The sequence below is a fragment of the Pseudonocardia sp. NPDC046786 genome (assembly GCF_040645415.1).
In the GTDB taxonomy this organism is placed as follows: domain Bacteria; phylum Actinomycetota; class Actinomycetes; order Mycobacteriales; family Pseudonocardiaceae; genus Pseudonocardia; species Pseudonocardia kongjuensis.
The window spans coordinates 1-25,803 of sequence record NZ_JBEYYF010000039.1; the positions used below are offsets into that span (position 1 = coordinate 1).

General features: G+C 75.6%; 24 protein-coding genes. 18 read left to right on the forward strand and 6 right to left on the reverse strand.

Features of this window, described 5'->3' with window-relative positions:
• Window positions 1-1,409 (reverse strand): NAD-dependent succinate-semialdehyde dehydrogenase (locus ABZ881_RS29220; RefSeq protein WP_358488995.1); only part of this gene is annotated, 1,409 nt, incomplete at its 3' end.
• A 72-nt stretch (window positions 1,410-1,481) separates the two neighbouring features.
• On the opposite strand from ABZ881_RS29220, the gene ABZ881_RS29225 reads away from it, so the two are divergent.
• The gene (locus ABZ881_RS29225; protein ID WP_358488997.1) at window positions 1,482-2,672 is read left to right on the forward strand and encodes an acyl-CoA dehydrogenase family protein; all 1,191 of its coding nucleotides are present in this window, start codon (window positions 1,482-1,484) and stop codon (window positions 2,670-2,672) included.
• A complete protein-coding gene (locus ABZ881_RS29230) occupies window positions 2,672-3,682 on the forward strand; it encodes an acyl-CoA dehydrogenase family protein (protein WP_358488999.1) in 1,011 nt (336 codons plus the stop codon). The genes ABZ881_RS29225 and ABZ881_RS29230 overlap by 1 nt, the downstream gene beginning before the upstream one ends.
• A gap of 6 nt (window positions 3,683-3,688) precedes the next feature.
• Here ABZ881_RS29230 and ABZ881_RS29235 read toward each other — a convergent pair whose 3' ends face one another.
• Window positions 3,689-4,156, reverse strand: coding sequence for a pyridoxamine 5'-phosphate oxidase family protein (locus ABZ881_RS29235; RefSeq protein ID WP_358489000.1), 468 nt, complete (start codon window positions 4,154-4,156; stop codon window positions 3,689-3,691).
• A 33-nt stretch (window positions 4,157-4,189) separates the two neighbouring features.
• Between ABZ881_RS29235 and ABZ881_RS29240 the strand changes: the two genes are divergently transcribed.
• From ABZ881_RS29240 to ABZ881_RS29265, 6 genes are all read left to right on the forward strand, one after another.
• On the forward strand, window positions 4,190-5,341 hold the full coding sequence (locus ABZ881_RS29240) for a type III PLP-dependent enzyme (protein ID WP_358489003.1): 1,152 nt from the start codon (window positions 4,190-4,192) through the stop codon (window positions 5,339-5,341).
• A gap of 64 nt (window positions 5,342-5,405) precedes the next feature.
• On the forward strand, window positions 5,406-6,725 hold the full coding sequence (gene speD, locus ABZ881_RS29245; protein WP_358489005.1) for an adenosylmethionine decarboxylase: 1,320 nt from the start codon (window positions 5,406-5,408) through the stop codon (window positions 6,723-6,725).
• 190 nt (window positions 6,726-6,915) lie between these two features.
• Window positions 6,916-7,869 (forward strand): SGNH/GDSL hydrolase family protein, encoded by a 954-nt coding sequence (locus ABZ881_RS29250; RefSeq protein ID WP_358489008.1) that lies wholly within the window; start codon window positions 6,916-6,918, stop codon window positions 7,867-7,869.
• A 49-nt stretch (window positions 7,870-7,918) separates the two neighbouring features.
• Complete coding sequence (locus ABZ881_RS29255; protein ID WP_358489010.1) at window positions 7,919-10,363, forward strand: FUSC family protein; 2,445 nt, start codon at window positions 7,919-7,921, stop codon at window positions 10,361-10,363.
• Window positions 10,360-11,100 carry an enoyl-CoA hydratase gene (locus ABZ881_RS29260; RefSeq protein WP_358489012.1) on the forward strand — a complete coding sequence of 247 codons (741 nt, stop codon included), beginning with the start codon at window positions 10,360-10,362 and terminating at the stop codon, window positions 11,098-11,100. Before ABZ881_RS29255 ends, ABZ881_RS29260 begins: the two co-directional genes overlap by 4 nt.
• Window positions 11,101-11,297: 197 nt before the next feature.
• Complete coding sequence (locus ABZ881_RS29265; RefSeq protein WP_358489014.1) at window positions 11,298-11,804, forward strand: L,D-transpeptidase; 507 nt, start codon at window positions 11,298-11,300, stop codon at window positions 11,802-11,804.
• A gap of 7 nt (window positions 11,805-11,811) precedes the next feature.
• On the opposite strand, the gene ABZ881_RS29270 is transcribed toward ABZ881_RS29265, so the two are convergent.
• On the reverse strand, window positions 11,812-12,393 hold the full coding sequence (locus ABZ881_RS29270) for a TetR/AcrR family transcriptional regulator (RefSeq protein ID WP_358489015.1): 582 nt from the start codon (window positions 12,391-12,393) through the stop codon (window positions 11,812-11,814).
• A gap of 121 nt (window positions 12,394-12,514) precedes the next feature.
• Here ABZ881_RS29270 and ABZ881_RS29275 point away from each other — a divergent pair, with 121 nt between their 5' ends.
• From ABZ881_RS29275 to ABZ881_RS29305, 7 genes are all read left to right on the forward strand, one after another.
• Window positions 12,515-13,471 carry a DUF2867 domain-containing protein gene (locus ABZ881_RS29275; protein ID WP_358489017.1) on the forward strand — a complete coding sequence of 319 codons (957 nt, stop codon included), beginning with the start codon at window positions 12,515-12,517 and terminating at the stop codon, window positions 13,469-13,471.
• Window positions 13,472-13,527: 56 nt separating this feature from the next.
• Window positions 13,528-13,869: a BlaI/MecI/CopY family transcriptional regulator gene (locus ABZ881_RS29280; protein ID WP_085912347.1), complete on the forward strand. Its 342-nt coding sequence runs from the start codon at window positions 13,528-13,530 to the stop codon at window positions 13,867-13,869.
• 77 nt (window positions 13,870-13,946) lie between these two features.
• Entirely contained in the window at window positions 13,947-14,852 is a 906-nt protein-coding gene (locus ABZ881_RS29285; RefSeq protein ID WP_358489020.1) for a M56 family metallopeptidase, read from the forward strand.
• A 32-nt stretch (window positions 14,853-14,884) separates the two neighbouring features.
• Entirely contained in the window at window positions 14,885-16,285 is a 1,401-nt protein-coding gene (locus ABZ881_RS29290; RefSeq protein WP_358489022.1) for a glutamine synthetase family protein, read from the forward strand.
• Between the two features lie 8 nt (window positions 16,286-16,293).
• Window positions 16,294-17,112 (forward strand): hypothetical protein, encoded by an 819-nt coding sequence (locus tag ABZ881_RS29295; RefSeq protein ID WP_358489025.1) that lies wholly within the window; start codon window positions 16,294-16,296, stop codon window positions 17,110-17,112.
• A 101-nt stretch (window positions 17,113-17,213) separates the two neighbouring features.
• Window positions 17,214-18,611 carry an ATP-binding protein gene (locus ABZ881_RS29300; RefSeq protein ID WP_358489027.1) on the forward strand — a complete coding sequence of 466 codons (1,398 nt, stop codon included), beginning with the start codon at window positions 17,214-17,216 and terminating at the stop codon, window positions 18,609-18,611.
• On the forward strand, window positions 18,604-20,562 hold the full coding sequence (locus ABZ881_RS29305) for a VWA domain-containing protein (protein WP_358489028.1): 1,959 nt from the start codon (window positions 18,604-18,606) through the stop codon (window positions 20,560-20,562). The genes ABZ881_RS29300 and ABZ881_RS29305 overlap by 8 nt, the downstream gene beginning before the upstream one ends.
• A 90-nt stretch (window positions 20,563-20,652) precedes the next feature.
• On the opposite strand, the gene ABZ881_RS29310 is transcribed toward ABZ881_RS29305, so the two are convergent.
• Both ABZ881_RS29310 and ABZ881_RS29315 read right to left on the reverse strand, forming a co-directional pair.
• A complete protein-coding gene (locus ABZ881_RS29310; protein WP_358489030.1) occupies window positions 20,653-21,519 on the reverse strand; it encodes an NAD(P)H-binding protein in 867 nt (288 codons plus the stop codon).
• Window positions 21,520-21,582: 63 nt separating this feature from the next.
• Window positions 21,583-22,443, reverse strand: a complete 861-nt coding sequence (locus ABZ881_RS29315) for a LysR substrate-binding domain-containing protein (RefSeq protein WP_358489031.1) — start codon at window positions 22,441-22,443, stop codon at window positions 21,583-21,585.
• A 95-nt stretch (window positions 22,444-22,538) separates the two neighbouring features.
• Here ABZ881_RS29315 and ABZ881_RS29320 point away from each other — a divergent pair, with 95 nt between their 5' ends.
• The 3 genes from ABZ881_RS29320 to mshC all read left to right on the forward strand — a co-directional run bounded on the left by ABZ881_RS29320 (window position 22,539) and on the right by mshC (window position 25,060).
• A complete protein-coding gene (locus ABZ881_RS29320; RefSeq protein WP_358489033.1) occupies window positions 22,539-23,531 on the forward strand; it encodes a bile acid:sodium symporter family protein in 993 nt (330 codons plus the stop codon).
• Window positions 23,528-23,713: a hypothetical protein gene (locus ABZ881_RS29325; RefSeq protein ID WP_358489036.1), complete on the forward strand. Its 186-nt coding sequence runs from the start codon at window positions 23,528-23,530 to the stop codon at window positions 23,711-23,713. Before ABZ881_RS29320 ends, ABZ881_RS29325 begins: the two co-directional genes overlap by 4 nt.
• A 105-nt stretch (window positions 23,714-23,818) precedes the next feature.
• Window positions 23,819-25,060, forward strand: coding sequence for a cysteine--1-D-myo-inosityl 2-amino-2-deoxy-alpha-D-glucopyranoside ligase (gene mshC / locus ABZ881_RS29330; RefSeq protein WP_358489037.1), 1,242 nt, complete (start codon window positions 23,819-23,821; stop codon window positions 25,058-25,060).
• A gap of 20 nt (window positions 25,061-25,080) precedes the next feature.
• On the opposite strand, the gene ABZ881_RS29335 is transcribed toward mshC, so the two are convergent.
• Window positions 25,081-25,794, reverse strand: coding sequence for a zinc-binding dehydrogenase (locus tag ABZ881_RS29335; protein WP_358489039.1), 714 nt, complete (start codon window positions 25,792-25,794; stop codon window positions 25,081-25,083).
• Between the last annotated feature and the right edge of the window lie 9 nt (window positions 25,795-25,803).

Genomic DNA, 25,803 nt, shown 5'->3' on the forward strand with positions numbered 1-25,803 from the left:
CGCTCGCGGCCCAGCCCGGACTGCTTCACCCCGCCGAACGGGGCGGCCGGGTTGGACACCAGCCCGGTGTTCAGCCCGATCATGCCGCTCTCCAGGTTCTCGGCGATCCGCAGCGCCCGGTTCAGGTCCCGGGTGTAGACGTAGTTGACCAGGCCGAACTCGGTCGCGTTGGCCGCGTCGAGCGCCTCGGTCTCGCTGTCCACCACGGTGATCGGCGCGACCGGCCCGAAGATCTCCTCGTGGTTGAGCCGGGAGTCCGCCGGGACGTCGGTGAGCACGGTCGGCGGGTAGAAGTAGCCCGGGCCGTCGTGCGCGGTGCCGCCGATGGCGATGCTCGCGCCGTTCGCGACCGCGTCGGCGACCAGGTCGGTGACCTTGTCCCGGCCCTTGGCGTCGATCAGCGGGCCGACGTTCACGCCCTCCTCGGTGCCCCGGCCGACCTTCAGCGCGCCCATCCGCTCGGCCAGCTTCGCGGTGAACTCCTCGACGACGCCGCGCTGCACGTAGAAGCGGTTCGCGGCGGTGCACGCCTCGCCCATGTTCCGCATCTTGGCGACCATCGCGCCCTCGATCGCGGCGTCCACGTCGGCGTCGTCGAGCACGATGAACGACGCGTTCCCGCCGAGCTCCAGCGAGCTGCGCAGCACCTTGTCCGCGGCCTGCTCCAGGAGCTTCTTCCCGACCGGCGTCGAGCCGGTGAAGGAGATCTTGCGGGCCCGCCCGTCCCGGATGATCGGCTCGATCACCGCGCCGGCGTCGGTCGCGTTGATGACGTTCAGAGCACCGCCGGGCAGCCCGGCGTCGGCGAGCACCTGGGCGAACGCCAGCATGGTCAGCGGCGTCTGCGGCGCGGGCTTGATGACCGACGCGCAGCCGGCGGCGATCGCCGGTGCGATCTTGCGGGTGCCCATCGCGAGCGGGAAGTTCCACGGCGTCACGAACACGCACACGCCGACCGGCTGGCGGATCGTCAGGAACCGGGTCTGCCCGTTCGGCGCGACCTGGTAGCCGCCGTCGATCCGGACGGCCTCCTCGGCGAACCAGCGCAGGAACTCCGAGGCGTAGACCACCTCGCCCTTCGCCTCGGCGAGCGGCTTGCCCATCTCCAGCGTCATCAGCATGGCCAGGTCGTCGACCCGCTCGTGCAGCAGCTGGTAGGCGCGGTAGAGGATCTCGCTGCGCTGCCGCGGCGGGAGCGCGGCGATGCCGGGCTGCGCGGCGTGCGCGGCCGCGAGTGCGTCCATCCCGTCGGCCGGGGAGGCGTCGGCGACCTCGGTGAGCACCTCGCCGGTGGCCGGGTCCTCGACCGTCGTGGTGGCCCCGTTCTCCGCCGGTCGCCACGCCCCGCCGATGAAGAGCCCGGTCGGGACGGCCTCCAGGACCTTGCGCTCGTCAGCATTGGTGGTCATGGCCGCAACGTACCCCGGTGAGCCGCCCCATAGACAGGCGCGGCGGGATGGCCGGAGGGCCATGATGATCCGGTGGCAGGAGCATCGACGACGCTGACCCGGTTACCCGAACTCGTCCCCGAACCGGTCGACCTACCGGAGAGCCTGGCGGAGCTGCGGGCCGAGGTCCGGGAGTTCCTGGCCGCCGAGCGGGCGGCCGGGGCGTGGACCCCGCGGGCCGACGTGTGGCTCTCCGGCTGGGACGAGGGATTCTCGCGACGGCTGGGTGAGCGCGGCTGGCTGGGGATGACCATCCCGCCGGAGTACGGCGGGCACGGCCGCGGCGCGCTGGAGCGCTACGTGGTCACCGAGGAGCTGCTGGCGGCCGGCGCGCCGGTCGCCGCGCACTGGATCGCCGACCGGCAGATCGGGCCGTCGCTGCTGCGGCACGGCACCGAGGAGCAGCGCCGGGCGTTCCTGCCCGGCATCGCCCGCGGCGAGATCTACTTCGGGATCGGGATGTCCGAACCGGACTCCGGGTCGGACCTGGCGTCGGTGCGCACCCGGGCGACCCGGGTGGACGGCGGCTGGGAGCTGTCCGGAACGAAGGTGTGGACCTCCGGCGCGCACCACGCGCACGCCTTCTTCGCGCTGGTCCGCACCGAGCCCCGGGACGACGCGCACCGGCACGCCGGGCTGTCCCAGTTCCTCGTCGAGCTGGACCGGCCCGGCGTCGAGATCCGGCCGATCCCGCTGCTCACCGGCGCGCACCACTTCAACGAGGTCGTCTTCGACGAGGTCTTCATCCCGGACTCGCGGGTGTTCGGCGAGCTGGGCAACGGCTGGGCCCAGGTGACCGGCGAGCTCGCGTTCGAGCGGTCCGGCCCGGAGCGGTTCCTGTCGACCTATCCGCTGCTCGCCGCGCTGGTCGGCGAGCTGACCGCGGGCGGCGCGGTGGACCCGGGCACCCGGCGCCGGATCGGCTCGCTGGTCTCCCGGGTGTGGACGCTGCGCGGGATGTCGCTGGCCGTCGCCGGGGCGCTGGAGTCCGGCGCCGCGCCGGAGCTGGCCGCCGCCCTGGTGAAGGACCTCGGGACCCGCTTCGAGAACGAGATCGTCGACGCCGCCCGGCTGCTGGTGGACATCCCGCCGGACCCGGGCGCGGAGAGCGGGTTCGCCCGGCTGCTCGCCGACGCCGTGCTGCACGCCCCCGGCTTCACGCTGCGCGGCGGTACCAACGAGGTCCTGCGCGGCATCGTCGCGCGGGGGATGGGACTGCGCTGATGGCCCGCAACGCCGAGCTGGCCGAGCTCGCCGAGTCGATCTTCGCCGCGTCCTACGACAAGGACGCGACCGGCCTGGACGCCGCCGCCTGGAAGGCCTGCGCCGAGTCCGGGCTGACCACCCTCACCGATCCCGAGGTCGGCGGCACCCTGGAGGACTCGGCGGTGCTGCTGGAGGCGGCCGGCGCCTGGGCGGCCCGGGTGCCGCTCGCCGAGACCGACCTGCTCGGCGGCTGGCTGGTCCGGGCGGCCGGCCTGGCGGTGCCGGACGGGCCGTCGGTCGCGGTGACCGGATCGGTCGCCGGGGACGGTCCGGGCGCCGTCTCGGCGGAGCTGCACCGGGTGCCGTGGGGCCGGTCGCTGGCCGCCGTCGTCGTGCTCGACGGCGACCGGGTGCTGGTGCTCGACACCGCGGGCGCCGCCGTCACCGAGGGCGCCAACGTCGCCGAGGAGCCCCGGGACACGCTGCGCTTCACCGGCGTCACGCCGGTCGCCGCCGCGGCCGCACCGGCCGGTGCGGCCGCCGAGCTGGAGCTGCGGGCCGCGCTCGGCCGGTCGCTGCTGCTGGCCGGGGCGGCCCGCGGGGCGCTGGCCCGGTCGATCGGCTACGCGGGGGAGCGGCAGCAGTTCGGCCGCCCGATCGCGCGCTTCCAGGCCGTCCAGCAGATGCTCGCCGAGGCGGGCTCGGAGGTCGCCGCGGCCGCGGCCGCCTCCGCCGCGGCGGCCCGGACCGCGCGGACCGCCGGCTTCGGCGACCCGGCGACGGAGTTCGCGGTCGCCGCCGCCAAGGCCCGCTGCGGGGAGACGGCGACCGCCGTCGCCCGGATCACGCACCAGGTGCACGGCGCGATCGGCTTCACCCGCGAGCACGACCTGCGGCTGGTCACCACCCGGCTGTGGGCCTGGCGGGACGAGGACGGCAACGAGTCCCGGTGGAACGACCGGGTCGGCGAGCTGGCCCTGGAGGCGGGCGCCGACGGCCTGTGGCCGCTGGTGACCGGGCGGCCCTGACCCGGGTCAGGCCGACCCGAGCTTGCGGAAGTCCCAGCTGGTGATCTTCTCCGGGCGGAGCCGGAGCCAGGCGTGCCGGCCGTCGACCACGACGTGGCCGCCGGTGTAGCGGTCGGCGAACGCCTGCTCCACCCGCTCCAGCTCCGGATGCGGCTCGCCGGTGCGCGGCACCTCGCCGACCACCTCGACCGAGCCGCGCAGCTCCACGCCGCGCAGCTCGCCGTAGTCGTGCCCGGCGTCGACGACGGCCGCGATCCGCGGATCGGCCATCAGGTCGGTCCAGCGCTGCGACCTCGACAGCGACGTCAGCCACAGCGCATCGCCGTCCCACAGGTACCAGAGCGGGGTGGCGTGCGGCCCGTTCGTGCCGTTCGTCGCCACCCGGCAGGTCCGCTGCTCCTGCAGGAACGCGGTGACCTCCTCCGGGGACATCGCGATCTTCCGGGCGCGGCGCTGCTGCTTCGGTGCGGTCACGGGTCCCAACCTACGGTGGGGCAGCATCACGGCGTGCTCTCACCCGGACTGCAGGCGGTGCTCGCCGGGCACCATCCGACGCCGTACCTCGCGCTCGATCCCGCCGTCGCGCGGGACCGCCTCCGCACGCTGCGCGCCGCGTTCGGCGACGCCGCGATCCTCTACGCGGTCAAGGCGTGCCCGGAGCCCGCCGTGCTGCGTGCGCTGGTCGCCGAGGGGGCCGGCTTCGACGTCGCGTCCCAGCAGGAGATCGAGCTGTGCCTGGCCGCCGGCGCCGATCCGACGGTCCTGCAGCACGGCAACCCGGTCCGCGGCCCCGGCGCGGCGGCCCGCGCCGCCGCCGCCGGGATCCGCCGGTTCGTCACCGACAGCGCCGAGGACGTCGACGCGCTCGCCGCCGAGGTGCCCGGCGCCCGGGTGCAGGTCCGGCTGATCGTCGACGACAGCGGATCGGCGACGCCGTTCCACGGCAAGTTCGGGGCGCTCCCCGGCGAGGCCGTCGCGCTGCTGCACCGGATCCGCGAGCGGGGGCTGGTGGCCGCCGGGGTCACCTTCCACGCCGGGTCCCAGCAGACCCGGCCGCAGACCTACGCGCACGCGATCGGGACGGCGCTGACCGTCGCCGGGCGGGTCGGGCTGCGCCGTCCCGAGCTGGACCTGGGCGGCGGCTGGCCGGTCGCCTACCGGTCGGCGGTCCCCGGCCCGGAGGTGTTCGCCGCGGCGGTCCGCGCCGCGGTGGCCGCCGCGGTCGCCGCGGGCCGGGTCGACGACGTCACCCTGCTGCTGGAACCCGGCCGGGCGCTGGCGGCACCGGCCGGGGTGCTGCGGACGACCGTGCTGCGGGTGTCCCGGCGGCCGGGCGTCGACCACCGCCGCTGGGTCTATCTCGACGTCGGCCGCTACCAGGGGCTCGCCGAGACCGAGGGGGAGGCGCTCGCCTACCCGGTCCGGGCGCCGGACCGGTCCGGGCCGCCGGGACCGGCCGTGCTGGCCGGGCCGACCTGCGACGGCGACGACGTGATCTACCGGCGGACCCCGGTCGCGCTGCCGATGGACCTGGCCGCGGGCGACGTGCTGGACCTGCTCGGCACCGGGGCGTACACCTCCAGCTACGCCTCCGTCGGGTTCAACGGGTTCGGCCCGCTGCGGGTGGTCGTGGCCGGCCGGGAGCCCGGCACGCCATGAGGCACGCCACCACCCGGCGCGCGGAGGGGGCATCGGCCCGGCATGGCGGTTAGCGTGTCCGGACGTGTCACTCTCCACCTCGCTGACCCCGCCCGTGCCGTCCATCCCGGCCGGGGAGCTGCATCCGAGCGCCGTCCTCGACGGCTCCGGCGATCCCGCGCTGCCGAGCACGGCCTCCCCGGTGGGCAGGCACGTGCTGGCCGAGCTGGGCGGGATCGACCCGTCCGTGCTCGACGACGCCGACCGGCTCCGCACCGATCTGGCCGCCGCGCTGACCGAGTCCGGCGCCCAGGTCCGGCAGATCGTCACCGAGCGGTTCGAGCCGCAGGGCGCGACCGTGGTCGCGGTGCTGGCCGAGTCGCACGCCTCCATCCACACCTGGCCCGAGCACGGCGGCATGCACGTCGACGTGTTCACCTGCGGGGAGAGCGCTGATCCGGTCGCGGCCGTGCAGCGGCTGGCCGAGCGGGTCGGCGCCGGGGACACCGCGCTGCAGGTCGTCGACCGGGGCGGGGCGCCGCGCACCGTCACCGAGCCGATCGCCGAGGGCCTGACCCGGCGTTGGGAGCTCGGCCGGGTGCACCACGTCGCGCACACCGGGTTCCAGAAGGTCGTGGTCGCCCAGACCGCGCAGGGCGTCACCCTGTTCTGCGACGACGAGCGGCAGTCCACCGAGCACACCCAGCTCACCTACCACGAGGCGCTGTTCTGGCCGGGTGCGCTGCTCGCCCGGAAGCTGGAGCGGGTGCTGGTCGTCGGCTCCTCGGAGGGGGTCGCGTCCGAGCTCGCGGTCGCCGCAGGCGCGACCCGGGTCGATCACGTCGACATCGACACCGAGGCCGTCCGGATCTGCGCCGAGCACCTGCCCTACGGCTACACCCCGGAGAGCCTGGCCGCGGCCGAGCGCGGGGACGGCCCGGTGCACCTGACCTATGGTGACGGCCGCCGGTTCGTCCTCGACTCCACCGAGCAGTGGGACCTGATCCTGGTCGACCTGCCCGACGAGCGGCCCGACGAGCCGGACGCGCAGATCAACCGGCTCTACGAGGAGTCGTTCGTGCAGGCCTGCGCGGACCGGCTGACCGAGGGCGGCGTGCTGGTGTTCCAGGCGGGCAGCCCGGCGGTGTGGCGGGACGCGACCCTGCGCTCGGCCTGGCAGCGCTTCCACGCGGTGTTCGGGGCGACCGGCGGCCGCGGCGTCTACATCGGCTGCGAGGAGCACGAGTGGGCGTTCCTGGCCGGGGTCCGGGAGCCGATGGCCGATCCGGGCGGGACCGCCGCGGCCCGGCTGGCGCAGATGCCGGCCCGTCCCGAGCTGTGGGACGAGGTGTCGCTGCGGCACCGGCTGGTCGCACCGCTCGCGCTGCGCCGGGTCACCGGCTGAAACCCCGGTGACGGTGCGTGACGGCGCCGGGTCGCACCGCCCGTCACGCACCGCCGATCGGGTCGTAACCGCCGGTGGCCGGGGTCGTTGGTCGGGTCAGGACCGGTGATCGTCGCCGGTCGCCGCTCGACCGGAGGTCCCAGAGCCCGTGCGCCGTCCCCGTCCCGCCCGGTGGCTCGCCGTCGCGAGCATGACCCTGCTGACCACGGCGGGCATGAGCGCCCTCGCGCCGGCCCAGGCCGACGCGCCGACGACGTTCGCGGAGACGACGCTGTCCGCGCGCAACCTCGACAGCGCGCCGATCGGCCGCTACGTCGCGCTGGGCGACTCCTACGCGGCGGGGCCGCTGGTGCCGGTGCAGTCGGGGCAGCCGGCCGGCTGCCTGCGCTCCAGCCGGAACTACCCGGCGGTGCTGGCCCGTTCGGCGGGCTTCACGAACTTCACCGACGTCTCCTGCAGCGGTGCGACGACCGAGGACATGACCGGGCCGCAGGCCGTCCGGCCCGGCCCGAACCCGCCGCAGCTCGACGCGCTGGACGGCACCGAGTCGCTGGTCACGCTGACCATCGGCGGCAACGACATCGGCTTCGCCTCGATCATCACCGAGTGCACGACCCGGTCGTCGGCGAACCTGCTCGGCGCCGCCTGCAAGGACTTCTTCACCGCGGGCGGCGAGGACGAGCTGGCGGAGCGGATCGACGACGCCGCGGACAAGGTCGAGGATGTCCTCGCCGAGATCCGCGAGCGGTCGCCCGCGGCGCGGGTCGCGCTGGTCGGGTACCCCTCGATCCTGCCGGACACCGGTCCCGGCTGCTATCCGGTCGCGCCGTTCAGCGCGGGCGACACCGCGTACCTGCGGGACACCCAGAAGGCGCTGAACGCGATGCTGGCCGAGCAGGCCGCGGATGCCGGCGTCGACTACGTCGACACCTACACGCCGACCATCGGCCACGACATCTGCCAGCTGCCGGGTGTGAAGTGGGTGGAGGGCCTGGTCCCGACCTCGCCGGCCGCGCCGGTGCACCCGAACTCGCAGGGCATGCGGGCGATGGCCGCGGCGACCGGCGCCGTGATCGGCGTTCCGGTGGCCGAGCCGGTGGCCGAGCCGGCGCCTGCGGAGACCGCGGCGACCACGAACGGGTGATCGTTTCACCCCGGCGCCGTGCCGTCGGGGTGCGTGCCAGACTCGCCGCGTGAGGACGTGGTGGGGTGAGCTGAGGTCGTGGGCGGCCGCCGTCGATCCGGGGCGGACCCGGTTGCACATGGCGGCGGTCGCGACCGCCGCGATGATCGTCGCCGCGCTGGCCGCGGAGGTGCTGCGCGCGTTCACCGGCCGCCCGGTGACGACCCTGCTGTTCGCCGTCGTGCTGGCGATGGTCAGCAACCTGGCGGTGAACGAGCCGACCCTGGCCCGGCGCCGGGTCACCACCGCCCTGATGGCCCTGCCGGCCGCCGGATCGGCGACACTGGCGGTGATGCTCAGCCCGTTGCCGGTGGTCGGCGACGTGGTGTTCGTGCTGGTGATGGTCGTCGCCGTCGCGGTGCGCCGGTACGGGCCGCGCGGCACCGCGCTCGGTATGGCCGCGTTCATGCCGTACTTCTTCGTGCTGTTCCTGCAGGCGGTCCCGGCCGACCTGCCGTTCCTGCTCTCCGGTGTGGTGATCGGGATCGGCAGCACGTTCCTGCTGCGCTGCGTGCTGTTCACCCGGCGGGTGGAGAACGTGATCGACGCGCTGGTGCGCGCCTTCGAGGCCCGGCTGCACGCCCTGCTGCTCGCCGCGGCGGAGGTGCTCCGGGCGGCGCCCGCCGAGGCCGACCTGTGGCCGCTGCTGCGTGCCCAGGCCCGGCTCAACGAGACCGCGCTGCTGGTCGCGGACCGGCTCGACGAGGCCGACGACGACCCGATGGCGCACCCGCCGGGACGGCTGCCCGGCGGCGCCCGCCCCGGCGGCCCGGAGGGCGCCGAGACCGAGCTGGCCGCGCTGCGCCAGTGGATCGTGGACTCGGAGCTGGCCGCCGAGCGGGTCGCGATGTCGGTGCGGCGCTCCGTCGAGCACCACGACCCGATCCCGGAGGACGACCGGGAGGCGCTGGTCACCGGCGTCCGCGGGCTGGCCGCGGCGACCGCCGTCGGGACGCCGCGGCCGATGGTGGCGAGCCTGTACCGCGCCGCGCGGGACGCGGTCGCCGCGATCGCGCAGCGCCCGGCCGGGACCGGTGGGGCCGCCCGCGAGCAGCGGATCGCGTTCGCGGTGGGCCGGCTGGCGGACGCGATGCAGACCACCGTCGAGCAGACGCAGCGCCGGATCGCCGAGCGCCGGGGGGACGGGGACCGGGCCGGCGCGGCGGCACCGGACGACCAGGAGGTTCCGGACGTTCAGGATGTTCCGGACGGGGCGGATGCGCGGGATGACGTGGCCGGGCCGGACGGTGCGGCCCGGGGCGGCGGGCCCGGGCTCTACACCCGGCAGGCACTGCAGGTCGGCGTGGCGACCAGCCTGGCGATCGTCGTCGGCGAGGCGATCTCGCCGGACCGCTGGTACTGGGCGGTGATCGCGGCGTTCATCGTGTTCGTCGGCGCGGTCAGCCGCGGTGACGTGCTCAGCCGGGGCTGGGCCCGCGCGGTCGGGACCACCGGCGGCGTGGTCGCCGGGATGCTGCTCGCGCTGCTGGTCGGCGGGAACGTGGTCGTCAGCCTGGTCCTGCTGTTCGTCTGCGTGTTCCTCGCGCTGTACCTGGTGCGGGTGTCCCAGGTGATGATGGCGTTCTGGATCACCGCGGTGCTCGCCCTGCTCTACGGCCTGATCGGCCAGTTCAGCGTGCAGACGATGGTGCTGCGGGTCGAGGAGACCGTCGTCGGCGGCGCGCTCGGGATGCTCGCCGCCTACCTGGTGCTGCCGACCCGGTCCCGGACGGCGTTCGCCGAGGCCCTGGACGCCGCGCTGACCGCGGTGGCGGAGTCGCTGCGGGTCTCGGTGGACCGGGCGCTGGGCCGGCCCGGCGCCGGGGACCCGCTGGAGAAGGCCCGCGCGGTGGACACCGCGGTGGCCGACGTCCGCGAGCGGGCCCGGCCGCTGGAGCACCCGATCTCCCGCCGGCCGCTGCGCCGCGGGGTGCACCACACGGTGCGGGTGATCGGCGCGCTGGACCACTACACCCGGCTGCTCGCCGCGCAGGCCGCCACCGCACACGTGCCGGGCTGGGCGGCCACCCTGGAGCCGGCGACCGCGCGGGTGCTGGACAACCTGGACGGGCTGCGCCGGATCCTGAACGACGGCTGGGGCCCGCCGGACCGCCGCGAGCTCGGCCCGGGCGCCGGGCCCGACGAGTACGGCGTGCACTCGGCGGAGGACCTGATCGACGCCGCCGAGGCCGACGCGGCGTCGAGCGCTGCTTCCGGCCCCGGTGCCGCCGCGGCACCCGCGCCCGCCGGCGGCTCGGCGCTGCCCGGGCTCGCCGGCCCCGCGGACACCGCGGGCTGGGACACCGACGGCGCCTCGCCGGGGGACCGGCGCCGCCGGCTCGCCGCGGCCCGGCTGCTCCGCCGGATCGACCAGCTCGCCGTCGGGCTGGCCCGGGAGCTGTGCGGCGGTGAGTGGTCCGAGCCCGCCCCGGCCCGGGTTAGGCTCCGGCCGTGATCACCGTGAACACCGCCGACGGCGTCGGACTGATCGAGCTGCACCGTCCCGACCGCCGCAACGCCCTCGACATCGCGACCTGCCGGCAGCTGGTGGAGGCGACCGAGCGGGTCCGGGCGGACGGCGCCCGCGCGGTCGTCGTCGCGGGGGAGGGGCCCGCGTTCTGCTCCGGCGCCGACTTCGGCGAGGTCTACGGCGAGGAGTTCCTGGAGGCGCTCTACGGGGCGCTGCACGCCGTCGCCGATCTCCCGGTGCCGGTGGTCGCCGCCGTGACCGGTCCGGCGATCGGCGCCGGCTTGCAGCTCGCGCTCGCCTGCGACCTGCGGGTGGCGGCGCCCGGAGCGGTGTTCGCGCTGCCCACGGCGCGGCTCGGGCTGGCCGTCGATCCGTGGACGATCGAGCGGCTGGTGCAGATCGCCGGCGGCGGCACCGCGCGCAGCCTGCTGCTGGCCTGCGCGACCGTGGACGCGGCGACGGCGCACGCCCGCGGGCTCGCCGACACCCTCGGCGACCGGGACGCCGCGCTCGCGCTGGCCGCCGACATCGCGACGATGGCCCCGCTGACGCTGGCCTACAACAAGCGAACCGCGAACGCCTTCGGCCGGGGCGGCCATACCTGCGGCGACGTCGTCGCCGCCCTGCAGGCCGAGTTCGACGCCTGCTGGTCGGCCGCCGACATCGCCGAGGGCCGGGCGGCGCGGCTGGAGAAGCGCGCCCCGGTGTTCCAGGGACGCTGATCCGGCCGCTCGGTGCCGGGTGACTGCCGGCCGGCCGAATGTTGCCGAGTGAACGACCGTCCGTCGCCCTCCCGGTACCGCCGAACGGGCCAGCCGGACCCGGCCCAGCCATTCCAAGATCAGCTTCGACTACTCTCCGGGGTCAGTTGACCGCGTTGGGCGGCGGGTCCGGCGGTCCCGACGGGAGGATCCGAGGAATGCAGCGAGGCACCCGGCGTATCCGGTGGACCGGAGCGCCCGCCGCCGTGCTCGCGCTGCTCGCGCTGGTCGGCGCGGTGACCACCGGCGTCGCCGTCGCCGAGCCGGACCCGCAGGCGGAGGCCAGGGCGCAGACCGCGGCCGGCCCGCTGGTCGCCGGGACCCCGTGCACGTCGTCCGCACGGGCCTGCGTGCAGCTCTCCACCCGGCAGACCTGGCTGATCGAGAACGGCCGGATCGCCTTCGGGCCGGTCCCGATGCGCCCGGGCGACGCCCGGGACCCCACCCCCCGCGGCACCTACGGCGTGCAGTGGAAGGCCGAGAAGTGGACCAGCCGCGAGCACCTCACGCAGATGCCGTACTCGGTGTTCTTCGCCGAGGGCGGAGTGGCGTTCCACCAGGGCGCGATGGACACGCCGTCGGCGGGCTGCGTCAAGCTCGACGAGGCGAACGCCCGGCACTACTTCGACACCCTGCAGGTCGGAGACCAGGTGCAGGTGCACTGACGGCTGCTCACCGGGACGCGGGTGCGGTCAGGGAGTCGATCACCGTCCGCAGGTAGCCCGGCGACGGCCGGCCGTCCGGGACCAGATCCGGCGCCGCGTGCGCGAGCTGGGCATGCCCGAGGTATGCGGTGTAGGCGAGGGTGCCCCGGCTGCGGGCCTCCTCCGCCGTGAACCCGAGCTCGCCGAACAGGCCGGTCAGGTAGTCCAGCCGGCGCCGGGTGACCCGCGCCAGGGTGGCGGCGACAGCGGGCCGCCCGATCGCGGCCTGCAGGGCCAGCTCGACCGAGGAGCCGACCGTTCCCGCGGTCGGCGTCATGGCCGTCGTCAGCAGGTGTTCCAGCCGGACGCGGGCATCGGGCTCCCGCTCCAGGTCGGCGATCACGTGCTCGGTCTCGGTGCGTTCCCAGTGCTCGAGCACCGCGTCCAGCAGCGCGTCCCGGTTCGCGAAGTGCCAGTAGAAGCTGCCCTTCGTGGCGCCGAGGCGGATCGCGAGCGGCTCGACGGCGACCGCGGCCGGTCCGCCCTCGGCGAGCGCGCCGAGTGCCGCGGCCACCCAGTCGCGGGCGGTCAGGCGCTGTCGCGGAGGCATGGCCGTACGCTACCGTACGGAAAAACGTACGGGGGCGTACGGACCTGAGGCGCACGGACCGGGCGGACGGAATCGGCTGCGCACCGAAGCGGGCCGGGTGCGGAGAGGTGTGGTGGGCGGGATGCGGATCCGGAACGTGCACGAACGCGTGATCGCGGCCCCGGTGGAGCGCGTCGGGGCGCTGCTCGACCGGCTCGGCGGCCCGGACGACGTGCTGTGGCCGCCGGAGTGGCCGCCGATGGTGCTGGACGGGCCGGTCGCGCCCGGTGCTGCCGGTGGTCACGGTGGCCTGCGCTACCGGGTGACCGGGCACGTCCCGGGCCGTCGGATCGTGTTCACCGTGGATCCCGACCAGGGCCTGCGCGGCGACCACACCTTCACCGCGGAACCGGCCGGGTCGGGCCGGACGGTGCTGCGGCACGAGATCGGCGGTCGGGCCACCGGCGTGATGCGGCTGCTCTGGCCGGTCGCCGTCCGGCCTGCGCACGACGCCGTCGTCGAACGGATCCTGGATCATGCCGCGACCGCCGCCGGGGACCCGCCGCGCCGCCCGGCCCGCGCATCGGTCCGGGCCCGGCTGGTGCGCCGGTCGGTCGCCGGGCGGGCCCGTCCGGCCCCGGTGCCGGACACCCCGCTGCTCGCCGCGGCACTACCCCGGGTCGACTTCGCCGATGCCTACGCCGTCCCGGTCCGCCCGGGGCTGCCGGTCGATCCCCAGGTCTGGGCGGACGCGCTGTTCCGGGACCCGCCGGCCTGGGTCACGGGACTGCTGGGCCTGCGCGAGAGCCTGGTCGGTATGGTCGGCATCGCGCGCGGTGGCGTCGGGTCGTTCGACACCGTCGCGCGCACCGGGGACGAGGTGCTGCTGGGCACCGACGAGCGGCACCTGGACTTCCGGGCGTCGGTGCTGCGCGAGGACGGCCGGGTGGTGGTCACGACCGTCGTCGCCCTGCACGGCGCCCGCGGGCGCGCCTACTTCGCTCTCGTCCGTCTGCTGCATCCGACCGTCGTGCGGGCGATGCTGGGCCGGGCCGCCCACCGGCTCGCGCTGGGTGGGCCCCATGTGACCCGGATGTGACGATCACCGCGGAGCCGTTCTACGCACGGTAGAACGGCTCGCGTACAATTGTCGTCGTGACGAGTCTGGGGGAGCTGGAGCGGGCGGTCATGAACGTCCTGTGGGCAGCGGACAGGGACATGACGGCACGTGAGGTGCAGGATCAGCTCGCGGATCGCGACCTGGCGACGACCACGGTGCTGACCGTGCTGGGGCGGCTGGAGCGCAAGCAACTCGTGCACCGCATCCGGGACGGCCGGGCGCACCACTACCGCCCCGTCGCCAGCCGCGAGGACCACGTGGCCGAGTTGATGAGCGACGCGCTGGACGACGCCTCCGACCGCGGGGCGGCCCTCGCCCGCTTCCTCGGTTCGATGTCCGAGGAGGAGCGGTCCCGGCTCAGGGACCTGCTGGACTGACCCGGTCAGGGTTGTGACCTCGTGCAACGGGGGGGTCGTTCAGCGAGATCGCGCCCCCTCGGCCACGATGTGACGCGATGGAGCTGACCGCGCTGGGACTCGGCCTGCTCGGCCTGGCACTCGCCGAGCCGGCCAGCCGCATGCTCGCGTGCGCCCGCTGGCCCGCCCGCGACCCGGTCGGGGCGCTGCTGCTGTGGCAGGCGGTCGGCCTCGGCGGCGGCATCTCGCTGTTCGGCGCCGGACTGGCCTACGGCCTCGCCCCGCTCGGCGACAGCCTGCCCGCCGGGGTCTCGGTGCTGGCCGGCGATCTCGCCGCCGGCGACTTCCCGGCGGCGCTCGATCCGCTGCACGTCGGTGCCCTGCTGATCGCGCTCGGCGTGCTCGCCCGGCTGCTGTCGGTCCTGGTGATCACCACCGTGCGCACCCTGCGGACCCGCCGCAGGCACCGCGACCTGCTCGACGTGCTCGCCACGCCGTGGCCGTTCGCGTCCGGTACCCGGGTGCTCGACCATCCCGTCCCGGTGGCCTACTGCCTGCCGGGCCGCAGCTCCCGGCTGGTCGTGTCGGCGGGCGTGCTGGACGCCCTGGACACCGCCGGGGTGGTCGCCGTCCTCGCCCACGAGCGGGCCCACCTGCGGGAACGGCACGACCTGGTGGTCCTCCCGTTCGTCGCCTGGGGTGCCACGGCGCCGTTCGTCCGGGGGATGGTCGCCGCGCAGCTGGCCGTCGCCCGGCTGATCGAGATGCGGGCCGACGACGTCGCCCGCCGGCTGTGCGACCCGACCGAGCTGGCCACCGCGCTGAAGGCGGTCGGCGGATCGGCCCCGGCCGCCGCGCTGTCGTCGTTCACCGACGCGCTCGAGGCGCGGATCGAGCGGATCACCGCGCCACCGGCGCCGCTGCCGGCCGTCGTGCACTGGCTGGTCCGCGTGGTCGCCGTCGCGCTCGTGGCGCTGCCGCTCTGGGCCCTGCTCGTCCCCTGACGGCGGTGCGTTCCGGCCGTACGCTGACCGTCATGAGCACCGGGGACACTTCGGACACCGCGGGGCCGGACACGGCCGGGTTCGAGGCCCGCGCCCGCGCGCTGGCCGATCTGGGCGTGGTCGGCGTGACCATCGGCTGGCCGGACAACAACGGCGTGCTGCGCTCCCGGACGGTGCCGGTCGAGGCACTGCCCGACGCGGCCACCCGCGGGATCGGGGTGACCACCCTGTTCGCGGTGTTCGACACCCGCGACGGCATCGTGTTCGGCCCGCCCGGGCTGGAGACCCCCGCCGGTGACGTGCGGCTGGTCCCGGCCGCGGGCCCCGAGGGCGTCGTCCCGCTGGCCGGGCGGCCCGGTCTGGCCTGGAGCCCCGGCCGCGTCGTCACCGCCGACGGCGGTCCCTGGCCGTACGACCAGCGCGGCGTCCTGGAACGGCAGGTCGCCGCGGCCGGCGAGGCCGGCCTGTCGGTGCTCGCCGGGTACGAGATCGAGTTCGCCCTCTACCGCGACGACGACCACGAGCCGCCGGTCCCGGCCGTCACCGGCCCCGCCTACGGGCCGGACGTGCTGATCGGGCTGGACGGTTTCGTCACCCGGCTGCTCGCCGACCTGCGCGACAACGGCGTCCCGGTCGGCCAGCTGCACGCCGAGTACGGTCCCGCCCAGCTGGAGCTGAGCATCGGCGCCGCCGATCCGCTGACCGCGGCCGACCGGCAGCTGCTGGCCCGCCAGACCATCCACGCCGCCGCGCTCGCGCACGGCTACCGGGCGAGCTTCGCGCCGCTGCCCTCGACCGGCTCCGCCGGCAACGGCTGGCACCTGCACACCTCGGTCGCCCGCGACGGCGTCAACCTGCTCTCCGGCGGCGACGGGCCTGCCGGATCGACCGCGGACGGCGCGGCCTGGCTGGCCGGGCTGCTGCGCGACATCCACGCGGTGGCCGCGGTGACCGCTCCGGGCGTCACGTCGGTGCTGCGGCGCCGGCCCGGGCACTTCGCGGCCGCCTACGGGTTCTGGGGCATCGAGAACCGGGAGGCGGCGCTGCGCATGGTGCCGGCCACCGGCCTGCTCGGAGCCGGGCATGCGAACGTCGAGCTGAAGGCCTCGGACGCCGCCGCCAACCCCTACCTGGCGCTGGCCGTGGTGATCGGCGCCGGGCTGGCGGGGATCGCGGACCGCCCGGAGCTGCCGGACCCGATCCAGGAGGATCCGGGCACCTGGACCGCCGAGCAGCGCGCCGCGCGCGGCGTGACCGCGCTGCCCACCACCCCGGCCGCGCAGGCCGAGGCGCTGCGCGCGAACCCGCGGATCTCCGCGGTGCTGGGCGAGCACGTTGGCGCCGCGTTCCGGGCGGTGCGGGCCTCGGACGCCGCGTTCGCCGACGGCAGGTCCGTCGAGGACGTGCTGGCCGCCTTCCGGTACCGGTACTGACGGCGACGATGGCGTTCGTCCCCTTCACCGGCGTCGACGCGCTGCTCGCCGAGCACGCCGCCGCCCTGCCCCAGCCCGACCAGCTGTGCGGGCCGTTCGCGGCCCGGCTCGCCGTCGTCGCGCTGACCGGCCGGTCCCGCACCGCGGCGCCGGTCCCGGACGTCACGGAGTTCGCGCGCGTCGCCGGAACGGCGATCTGGCCGCACGAGGTGCCCGGCGCGCGGCCGCCGGGGGCGCCGCCGCGCACGGACCTGTGGTCCGGGCTCGACCGGGCCGCCGACGAGTGGTCCGCGGGCACCTCGGCGGCCGGCGTCGGCAAGGCCGTCGAGGAGATGTCCGGCGGCGCGCTCGCCGCGGTCCCGGCCGCCGGCACCTGGACGCCGGACCGGCTGCGCGTGCTGCTCGACGGGCTCACCGGGGTGCCGGTGCTGCCGGTGGCGAACCTCGACACCGCGCGGCTCGCCTCGTCGCACGTCTCCCCGGAGGCCCTGGACGCCTACCTCGCGACCGGTGAGGACGACGCGCTGCCGGGCGCGGACTGGTCGGCCGGGCACTTCGTGGTGCTCTACGGACGACAGGACGGCCCCGGCGGTACTCTGCTGGCCGTCGCCGACAGCTACCCGCAGCTGGGCGAGAGCGGCCGGCACCGGCAGCCGCTGCCCCGGGTCGCGGCGGCGCTGGCCCGGGAACGGCGGCACACCGGGGGACTGGTGCTGGTCACCGCTGCCGGGCACCAGGAGACCGCGGGCGTCGCGGTCCGGGCGGCCGGCCTGGAGGTGGAGTGGTGGGACAACGGCACCCCGCGGGGCCCCCGGACACCGCGCTGAGGCCGGCACCTCCGTGACCCCGGTCACCTGCCGATCGCGGTGGCGCCCCGGAGCCGGTCGACGGCGCGCTGCGGGTCGCAACCGGGCGTAGCGTGGAATCCGTGCCCGTCACACCACCTGAACTTCCCCGCACCGTCGGCGCGCTGCGCGCGTCCGGCCACGAACTGCGGGCCGTGAAGCACGAGATCCGAGACAACCTCCTGGCAGCCCTGCGCGCGGGCCGCGATCCTTGGCCCGGCATCGTCGGGTTCGGCGACACCGTCGTCCCGCAGCTGGAGCGGGCCCTGATCGCCGGTCACGACCTCGTCCTGCTGGGCGAGCGCGGCCAGGGCAAGACCCGCCTGCTGCGCGCGATCGGCAACCTGCTCGACGAGTGGACGCCGGTGATCGACGGCTCCGAGATCGGCGAGCATCCCTACGAGCCGATCACCCCGGCGTCGATCCGGCGCGCCGCCGAGCTCGGTGACGAGCTGCCGGTCGGCTGGGTGCACCGCAGCCACCGCTACACCGAGAAGCTGGCCACCCCGGACACCGCGGTCGCCGACCTGATCGGCGACGTCGATCCGGTCAAGGTCGCCGAGGGCCGCTCGCTCGGGGACCCGGAGACCATCCACTTCGGGCTCGTCCCGCGGGCCCACCGCGGCATCGTGGCCATCAACGAGCTGCCCGACCTGGCCGAACGCATCCAGGTCGCGCTGCTGAACGTGATGGAGGAGCGCGACATCCAGGTCCGCGGCTACACGCTGCGGCTGCCGCTGGACGTGCTGCTCGTCGCGAGCGCCAACCCGGAGGACTACACCAACCGCGGGCGGATCATCACCCCGCTCAAGGACCGGTTCGGCGCCGAGGTCCGCACCCACTACCCGCTCGAGCTGGCCCCGGAGATCGACCTGGTCCTGCAGGAGGCCGTGCTCGCAGCCGAGGTGCCGCGGCACCTCGTCGAGGTCGTCGCCCGGTTCACCCGGCTGCTGCGCGACTCGTCGGCGATCGACCAGGGCTCCGGGGTGTCCGCCCGGTTCGCGGTGGCCGCCGCGGAGACCGTCGCCGCCGCGGCGCTGCGCCGGGCCGCGCTGGTCGGCGAGGAGCGGGCCTACGCCCGTCCGGTCGATCTGGAGTCGGTGCCCGCGGTGCTGCGCGGCAAGCTGGAGTTCGCGGCCGGCGAGGAGGGCCGCGAGGACGACGTGCTGGAGCACCTGCTGCGCCGGGCGACGGCCGACACCGCCCGGTTCGCGCTGCGCGGCGTCGATCTCGACGAGCTGGCGGTGGAGGTCTCCACCCGGCCGGTGCGCACCGGCGAGCGGGTCCCGGCCCGCGACGTCGTCGCCGCGCTCCCGCAGGTCGAGGCGCTCACCGAGATCGCGGCCCGGCTCGGCGCCGGCGGCACCGAGGCCCCGGGCCCGATGGCGTCCGCGGCCGAGCTGGCGCTGGAACACCTGTTCCTGACCCGCAGGCTGGCGAAGGACACCACCGACGACGGTGACACGGTGTCCTATGGCTGATCCGCGGCGGTCCCGGCGGCGCTGGGCGTACGGGCCGTACACCGGCGGCCCGGACCCGCTCGCCCCGCCGTACGACATCCGGTCCGCGATGGACCGGATCGGCCGCGACGTGATGGAGGGCTCGTCCCCGCGGCAGGCGCTGCAGGAGCTGCTGCGGCGCGGCCTCGACGGCAACCGCGGCCTGGACGAGCTGTCCCGCCGGGTCTGGGAGCGGCGCCGCGAGCTGCAGCGCGACAACCGGGTCGACGGCACCCTGGCGGAGGTGCGCGAGCTGCTGGACCGCGCGCTGGGCGCCGAGCAGGAGTCGCTGCGCAACGAGGACTCCGACGACGCCCGGTTCCGCGAGATGCAGCTCGATGCGCTGCCGTCGGACACCGGCGGTGCGGTCCGGGAGCTCTCCGGGTACGACTGGCGCTCCGCCGACGCCCGCGAGGCGTACCAGGAGATCCGCGACCTGCTCGGCCGGGAGCTGCTCGACCAGCGGTTCGAGGGCATGAAGCAGGCCATGCAGAGTGCGACGCCGGAGGACGTCGAGCGGATCAACGCGATGCTCGACGACCTCAACGGGCTGCTGGAGCAGCATGCCCGCGGCGAGGACACCACCGAGCGGTTCGCCGAGTTCATGCGCGAGCACGGGCAGCACTTCCCGGAGAACCCGCGCAACACCGAGGAGCTGATCGACGCGCTCGCCGCCCGGTCGGCGGCCGCCCAGCGGATGCTGAACTCGATGTCCGCCGAGCAGCGCGCCGAGCTCGCCGAGCTCGCCCAGCAGGCGTTCGGCGATCCGCGACTCGCGCAGTCGCTGTCCCGGCTCGACGCCCAGTTGCAGGGCCTGCGCCCCGGCGAGGACTGGACCGGGCGCGGCGAGTTCCGCGGCGACAACCCGATGGGGATGGGCGAGGCCACCCGGGCGCTGGAGGAGCTGGGGAAGCTCGACGCGCTGGCCGAGCAGCTGGCGCAGAGCTACCCGGGCGCGCGGATGGAGGACATCGATCTCGACGCGCTCACCGAGATGCTCGGCCCGGAGGCGGCCGCCGCCGCCCGCACGCTCGCCGAGCTGGAACGCGAGCTGCAGCGCCAGGACCTGTTCCGCCGGGCCGCGGACGGCTCGCTGATGCTCTCGCCCAAGGCCCTGCGCACGCTCGGCCAGTCCGTGCTGCGCGACGTCGCGGACCGGATCTCCGGCCGGCAGGGGGCCCGGGAGACCCGCCGTGCCGGCGCCGCGGGGGAGGCGACCGGCGCGACCCGGCCGTGGGCGTTCGGCGACACCGAGGCGTGGTCGGTGCCGCGCACCCTGCTCAACGCCCAGCTGCGCCGCGCCGGCGGCGACGACCGGCGGCTCGACGTGTCCGACGTCGAGATCGTCGAGACCGAGCAGCGCACCCGGGCCGCGGTCACCCTGCTGGTGGACACGTCGTGGTCGATGGTCGCCGAGGGCCGGTGGGTGCCGATGAAGCGCACCGCGCTGGCCCTGCACCAGCTGATCTCCACCCGGTTCCGGGGCGACGACCTGACGCTGATCACGTTCGGCAGGCACGCGCAGACCGTCGACCTGGCCGAGCTGGTCGGGATGGAGGGCGTGTACCGGCAGGGCACCAACCTGCACCACGCGCTGCTGCTCGCCCGGGAGCGGCTGGCCCGGCAACCGGATGCCACGCCGGTGGTGCTCGTCGTCACCGACGGCGAGCCGACCGCGCACCTGGAGTCCGACGGCGAGGCGTTCTTCGACTACCCGCCGAGCCCGTACACGCTGCGGGCGACCGTCGACGGTCTGGACCGCCTGATCGGGATGGACGCCCGGTTCACCTTCTTCGTGCTCGGTGACGATCCCGGTCTCGCCGCGTTCACCGATCGGCTGGCCCGGCGCGCCGGTGGCCGGGTCGTGCATCCGGACCTGGACGGCCTCGGTGCGGAGGTGGTCTCGGACTACCTGCGGCGACGCACCGGCTGACCGGGCGCGGTCGGTGGTGCTCGGCCGGGCGTTGCGCGGTGCCGGGTCGGGGGCGGGGTGTCCGGCTCGGCGTCGTCGGGTGGCGCCCGGTCAGGGCCGGAGGTGCTCGGCGGCCCAGGACCGCAGGGTGGTCGGGGTGGTGGTCGTCGCGTCCCTGGGTTGCTCGGGGACGAAACCCCCGGTGAGGCCGGTGGCCATCCCGGCGATCGCATCGACCTCGGGTGCACCCAGCCCGGCGGCGAGCAGTGCGGCGCGGAAGTCGGCGTCCGGGATGTGCACGGCGGCCACCGGGTGCCCGTGCAGCTCCGCCAGCAGCTCCGCGACCTGCGCGAACGACAGATCCTGCGGCCCGTGGACGGCCTGGACCAGCCGGCCACTCCAGGACGGGCCGAGCAGCCGGGCCGCCGCGACGTCGCCGATGTCGCGCGGATCCACCCACGGCAGCGGATGCTCCACCGGCCACGGGGTCGGCAGCGTGCCCGCCGCCAGGTCGTCGGCCGACAGCAGCAGGTTGGTGGTGAAGTAGCCGCACCGCAGGTGCAGGACCGGGGTGCCGGTCCCGTCGAGCGCGGTCTCGGTGGCGGCGAGGCCGTCGATGTCACCGGCCCCGGTCCGCAGCTCGGCGCCGACACTGCTCTGGAACACGGTGCCGCCGATCCCGTGGACGGAGGCGGCCTCGGCGACCACCGCGGCGCAGGTGCGGTGCTGCACCATCGGGTCCGATCCGGGTGGCGCCGGCGGGTTCACCCAGTACAGCCGGTCGGCGCCCGCAGTCGCACGCAGGACGGCGTCCCGGTCGGTCTGGTCGGCCCGCACCGGTTCGACGTGTCCCGCGAGGTCCGGCGGCAGCCGTCCCGGATCCCGGAGCAGGGCCACCGGGCGGACGCCGGCCTGCACCAGCAGCCGGAGCACCCGGGACCCGACGTTGCCGGTCGGGGTGGTCACCACGATGCGCATCCGGACACTCTGCCAGCGCTGCCGCTCCCGGCCCACGTTCGCCCGGGTTCGTAGCGTTCGGTGTCAGGATTCGGTGCGCAGGTCGCTCGCCCCGGTACGAATGCTACGGGCCAGCTCCCCGGCCTGGTCGGTCCGCCGCCGCCCGTGGGCCAGCACCACCTGCACCGGCCCGAGCGGAGGCAGCCCGGCGCGGCCCGGGATCTCGACCAGTCCGTCCGGGACGAGCGTCGCGGCGTGTGCGATCACCCCCAGCCCGGCGAGCGCGGCGGCGCGCAGCCCGGAGAGGCTGCCGCTGGTGCAGGCCATCCGCCAGGGCCGCCCGACGGCCTCCAGCGCGCCGATCGCGGCGGAGCGGGACAGGCTCGGCGGCGGGTAGGCGAGCAGCGGCACCGGATCGCCGGGGCCGAGCCGGAGGCCGGGCGCGCCGACCCAGACGAACCGGTCCCGGCGGATGACGGAGCGGCCGTCGTCGGGCCCGGGGAGGCGTTTGGCGACCATCAGGTCGAGCTCGCCGGCCTCCAGGCGTCGTTCCAGGTCGTCGGCCAGCCCGACGGTCAGCTCCAGGTCGACCTGCGGGTGCCGGTGCCGGAAGTCGGCGAGGATGGCCGGCAGCCGGGTCATCACCAGGTCCTCGGACACCCCGAACCGGACCCGGCCGTGCACCCGGGACGCCTGGAAGTGCGCCATCGCCCGTTCGCCGGCGTCGAGGATGGTGGCGGCGAACTCCTCCATCGCCTCGCCGTCGGCGGTCAGCGACACCGAGTGTGTGTCGCGGTCCAGCAGCGGCCGGCCGACCGCGTCCTCCAGCCGCCGCACGTGCTGGCTGACGGTGGACTGGCCGAGCCCGAGCTGCGCGGCGGCCCGGGTGAAGCTGCGGGCCCGCGCGACGGCGGTGAAGGAGCGGAGCAGCACCGGGTCCAGCACGCCCGCGAGGCTAGCGCAGTCATCGCGTCGTGTGATGACAGTCAATGGGTCCAGCGGGTTTCCGAATGACGGGCGGCGATCCAGAATCGATCACCATGCGCGTGCGTCCCGACCCCTATCTGGTTCTGCTGCTCGTCACCGTCGGGATCGCGGCGCTCGCGCCGGCCCGCGGCCCGATGGCGCAGGTCGTCGACGTCGTGGTGACGGTCGCCATCGCGCTGCTGTTCTTCCTCTACGGCGCCCGGCTCTCCGCGGCCCAGGCGCTCGGCGGGCTGAAGCACTGGCAGCTGCACGGCACCGTGCTCGCGATCACGTTCGTGCTGTTCCCGCTGCTCGGGCTCTCGGTGCTGCTGCTGCCCGAGTGGCTGCTCCCGGCGCCGCTGGCGATCGGCGTCGTCTTCCTGTGCTGCCTGCCCTCGACCGTCCAGTCGTCCATCGCGTTCACCGGGATCGCCCGCGGGAACGTGCCCGGCGCGATCGTCGCGGCCTCGGTGTCGAACGTGCTCGGCGTGTTCCTCACCCCGCTGCTCGCGGCGCTGCTCCTGGCGACCAGCGGCGGCTTCGATCCGTCGTCGTTCGGCGACATCGCGCTGCGCCTGCTGGTGCCGTTCCTGGCCGGGCAGGCCGCCCGGCCGTTGATCGGCGGCTTCGTCACCCGGCACAAGAAGCGCCTGACCCTGCTCGACCGGGGCGCGATCCTGCTGGTCGTCTACGCCGCGTTCAGCGAGGGCATGGTCGCCGGGATCTGGGAGCAGATCACCCCGCTGTCGCTCGGCGTGCTGTTCGGCATCTGCGTGCTGCTGCTGGGGCTGGTGCTGGGCGCGACCGCGCTCGGCGCCCGGCTGCTCGGGTTCGACGCCGCCGACCGGATCACGATCGTCTTCTGCGGCTCGAAGAAGTCCTTGGCCAGCGGCCTGCCGATCGCCGGGGTGCTGTTCGGCGGCCCGGCCGCGGCGCTGGTCGTCGTGCCGCTGCTGGTGTTCCACCAGCTCCAGCTCGTCGTCTGCGCGATGATCGCGAACCGGCTCGGGCGCCGTCGTGCGCACCTCGACGACGACGCACCCGCCGGGGCACCATCGCGGGCGTGAGCGGAGCGACGCCGTCCTGCCGGATCTGCGGCACCCTCCGGCCCGGGGAGCCCGGCGCCGCGGCGGTGGCGGGCTGGGTGTCCGACCGCGACGGCCGCGGCCGCGAGGGCTGGCTCTGCCCGCCCTGCGCCCGCCGGCACGTCCGCGACATCGAGTCCAAGCTCGACGCCGAGTGGTGGTGAGCCCGCCCGGGCGGCCGGTGAGATGATCACCCGTCCGGAATCCGTGGGCGGCACCGCGCGTTCGGCAGCGTGAGTGCACCCGAGCAGCTAGGTAGGTTTGACCGTATGGACACCTGGGCCCCGACCGACGTCCCGGCACTGGAGGGCAGCGGTCCGCCGCTGCGGCTGCACGACACCGCGACCGGGCGGGTCCGGCCGACCGCACCCGGCGCGGTCGCCACGATGTACGTCTGCGGGATCACCCCCTACGACGCCACCCACCTCGGGCACGCCGCCACCTACCTGGCGTTCGACCTGGTGCACCGGCTGTGGCGCGATCTCGGGCACGACGTGCACTACGTCCAGAACGTCACCGACATCGACGAGCCGCTGCTCGAGCGGGCCGAGCGCGACCAGGACGACTGGGTCGTCCTCGGGCTGCGCGAGACGGCGCTGTTCCGCGAGGACATGGAGGCGCTGCGGGTGCTCCCGCCGCGTCAGTTCGTCGGCGCGGTCGAGGCCATCCCGGAGATCGCCGAGCTGGTGGCGAAGCTGCTCGCGTCCGGCGCCGCCTACCGGATCGACGACCCGGAGTACCCGGACGTCTACCACGACGTGTCCGCCACCGGCCGGTTCGGCTACGAGTCGAACTACGACCAGGAGACCATGCTGCGCTTCTCCCGCGAGCGCGGCGGCGACCCGGACCGGCCCGGTAAGCGGAACCCGCTCGATCCGCTGCTGTGGCGGATGGAGCGCCCTGGCGAGCCGTCCTGGCCGTCCACCGATCTCGGCCGCGGCCGCCCCGGCTGGCACGTGGAGTGCGCGGCGATCGGGCTGAACCGGCTCGGCCCGCAGATCGACCTCAACGGCGGCGGCTCGGACCTGATCTTCCCGCACCACGAGTGCGGCGCCCTGCACACCGAGTCGATCACCGGCCAGCATCCGTTCGCCCGGCACTACACGCACACCGGCATGATCGGGCTGGACGGCGAGAAGATGTCGAAGTCCAAGGGGAACCTGGTCTTCGTGTCCAAGCTGCGCAACTCCGGGGTCGACCCGAACGTCATCCGGGTCGCGCTGCTGGCCGGCCACTACCGCACCGACCGCTCCTGGACCGACGAGGTGCACGCGCTGGGGGAGCGGCGGGTCGCCCGCTGGCGGGAGGCGGTCCGGCTCGACGCCGGGCCGGACGCCGCCGAGCTGGTGACGAAGCTGCGCACCCACCTCGCCGACGACCTGGACACCCCCGGCGCGCTCGCCGCGGTCGACGCCTGGGCCGATGAGGCGCTCACCCGCCGCGGTGCGGACCGGGCCGCCCCCGGGACCGTCCGGACCGCGCTGGATGCGCTGCTGGGCGTCCGCCTCTGAGCTCCCGGGCCGTCCCCGGGTCACGAGGTCGTCGCGACGGTGATCCGGCGGGCCCGCGGCTCGCACGGCCCGAAGTCCGGTGCCGGACCGAGGGCGGTGCCGAAGGAGGTGTAGCGGCCGCCGGCGGCGACCAGCCAGGCGGCGGCCCGGCCGACGGTGCCGCCCGCCCCGTCGAACACCGCCGCCGGCCCGGCCGGGAGCAGCGCGTGCACCCCGGCGACCCATCCCCGGCGGCCGTGGTCGACGGCGTGCACCGCCCCGAGACCGAGCGCCGACCGTGCCGCCCGTGCCCCGCGGACGACGCCGACGACCCGCGCGCCGGCGTCGGTCAGCAGCCGCACGAGCAGCGCGCCCGGCCCGGTTGCGGCGGGCAGCACCAGGACGTCCTGCCCGGGCCGGACCGGGGTCAGCGCCAGCGCCCGCAGCGCGGTCCCGGCGTCGTCGGCGAGGCCGGCGGCGGGCTCCGGGCCGGGCCGCCCGGGCAGGACGACGACGTCGTCGGCCGGGACGACGAGCTGCCGGTCCACCACGCCGTCCTCGGCCCGGGTCAGCACCGGCCGGCCGCGCAGGCACGCCGGCACGCCGGGGCCGAGCGCGGTGACCGTCCCGGCCACGGTGCGGCCCGGCTCGTGCCGCCCGGACCCGGTGCCCGCCGCAGCGTCCACCGGCCCGGGCGCCGCCACGCACACCGCCACGCACACCGTCACCTCACCCCGGCCCGGTTCCCCGTCCATCGCCCGCTC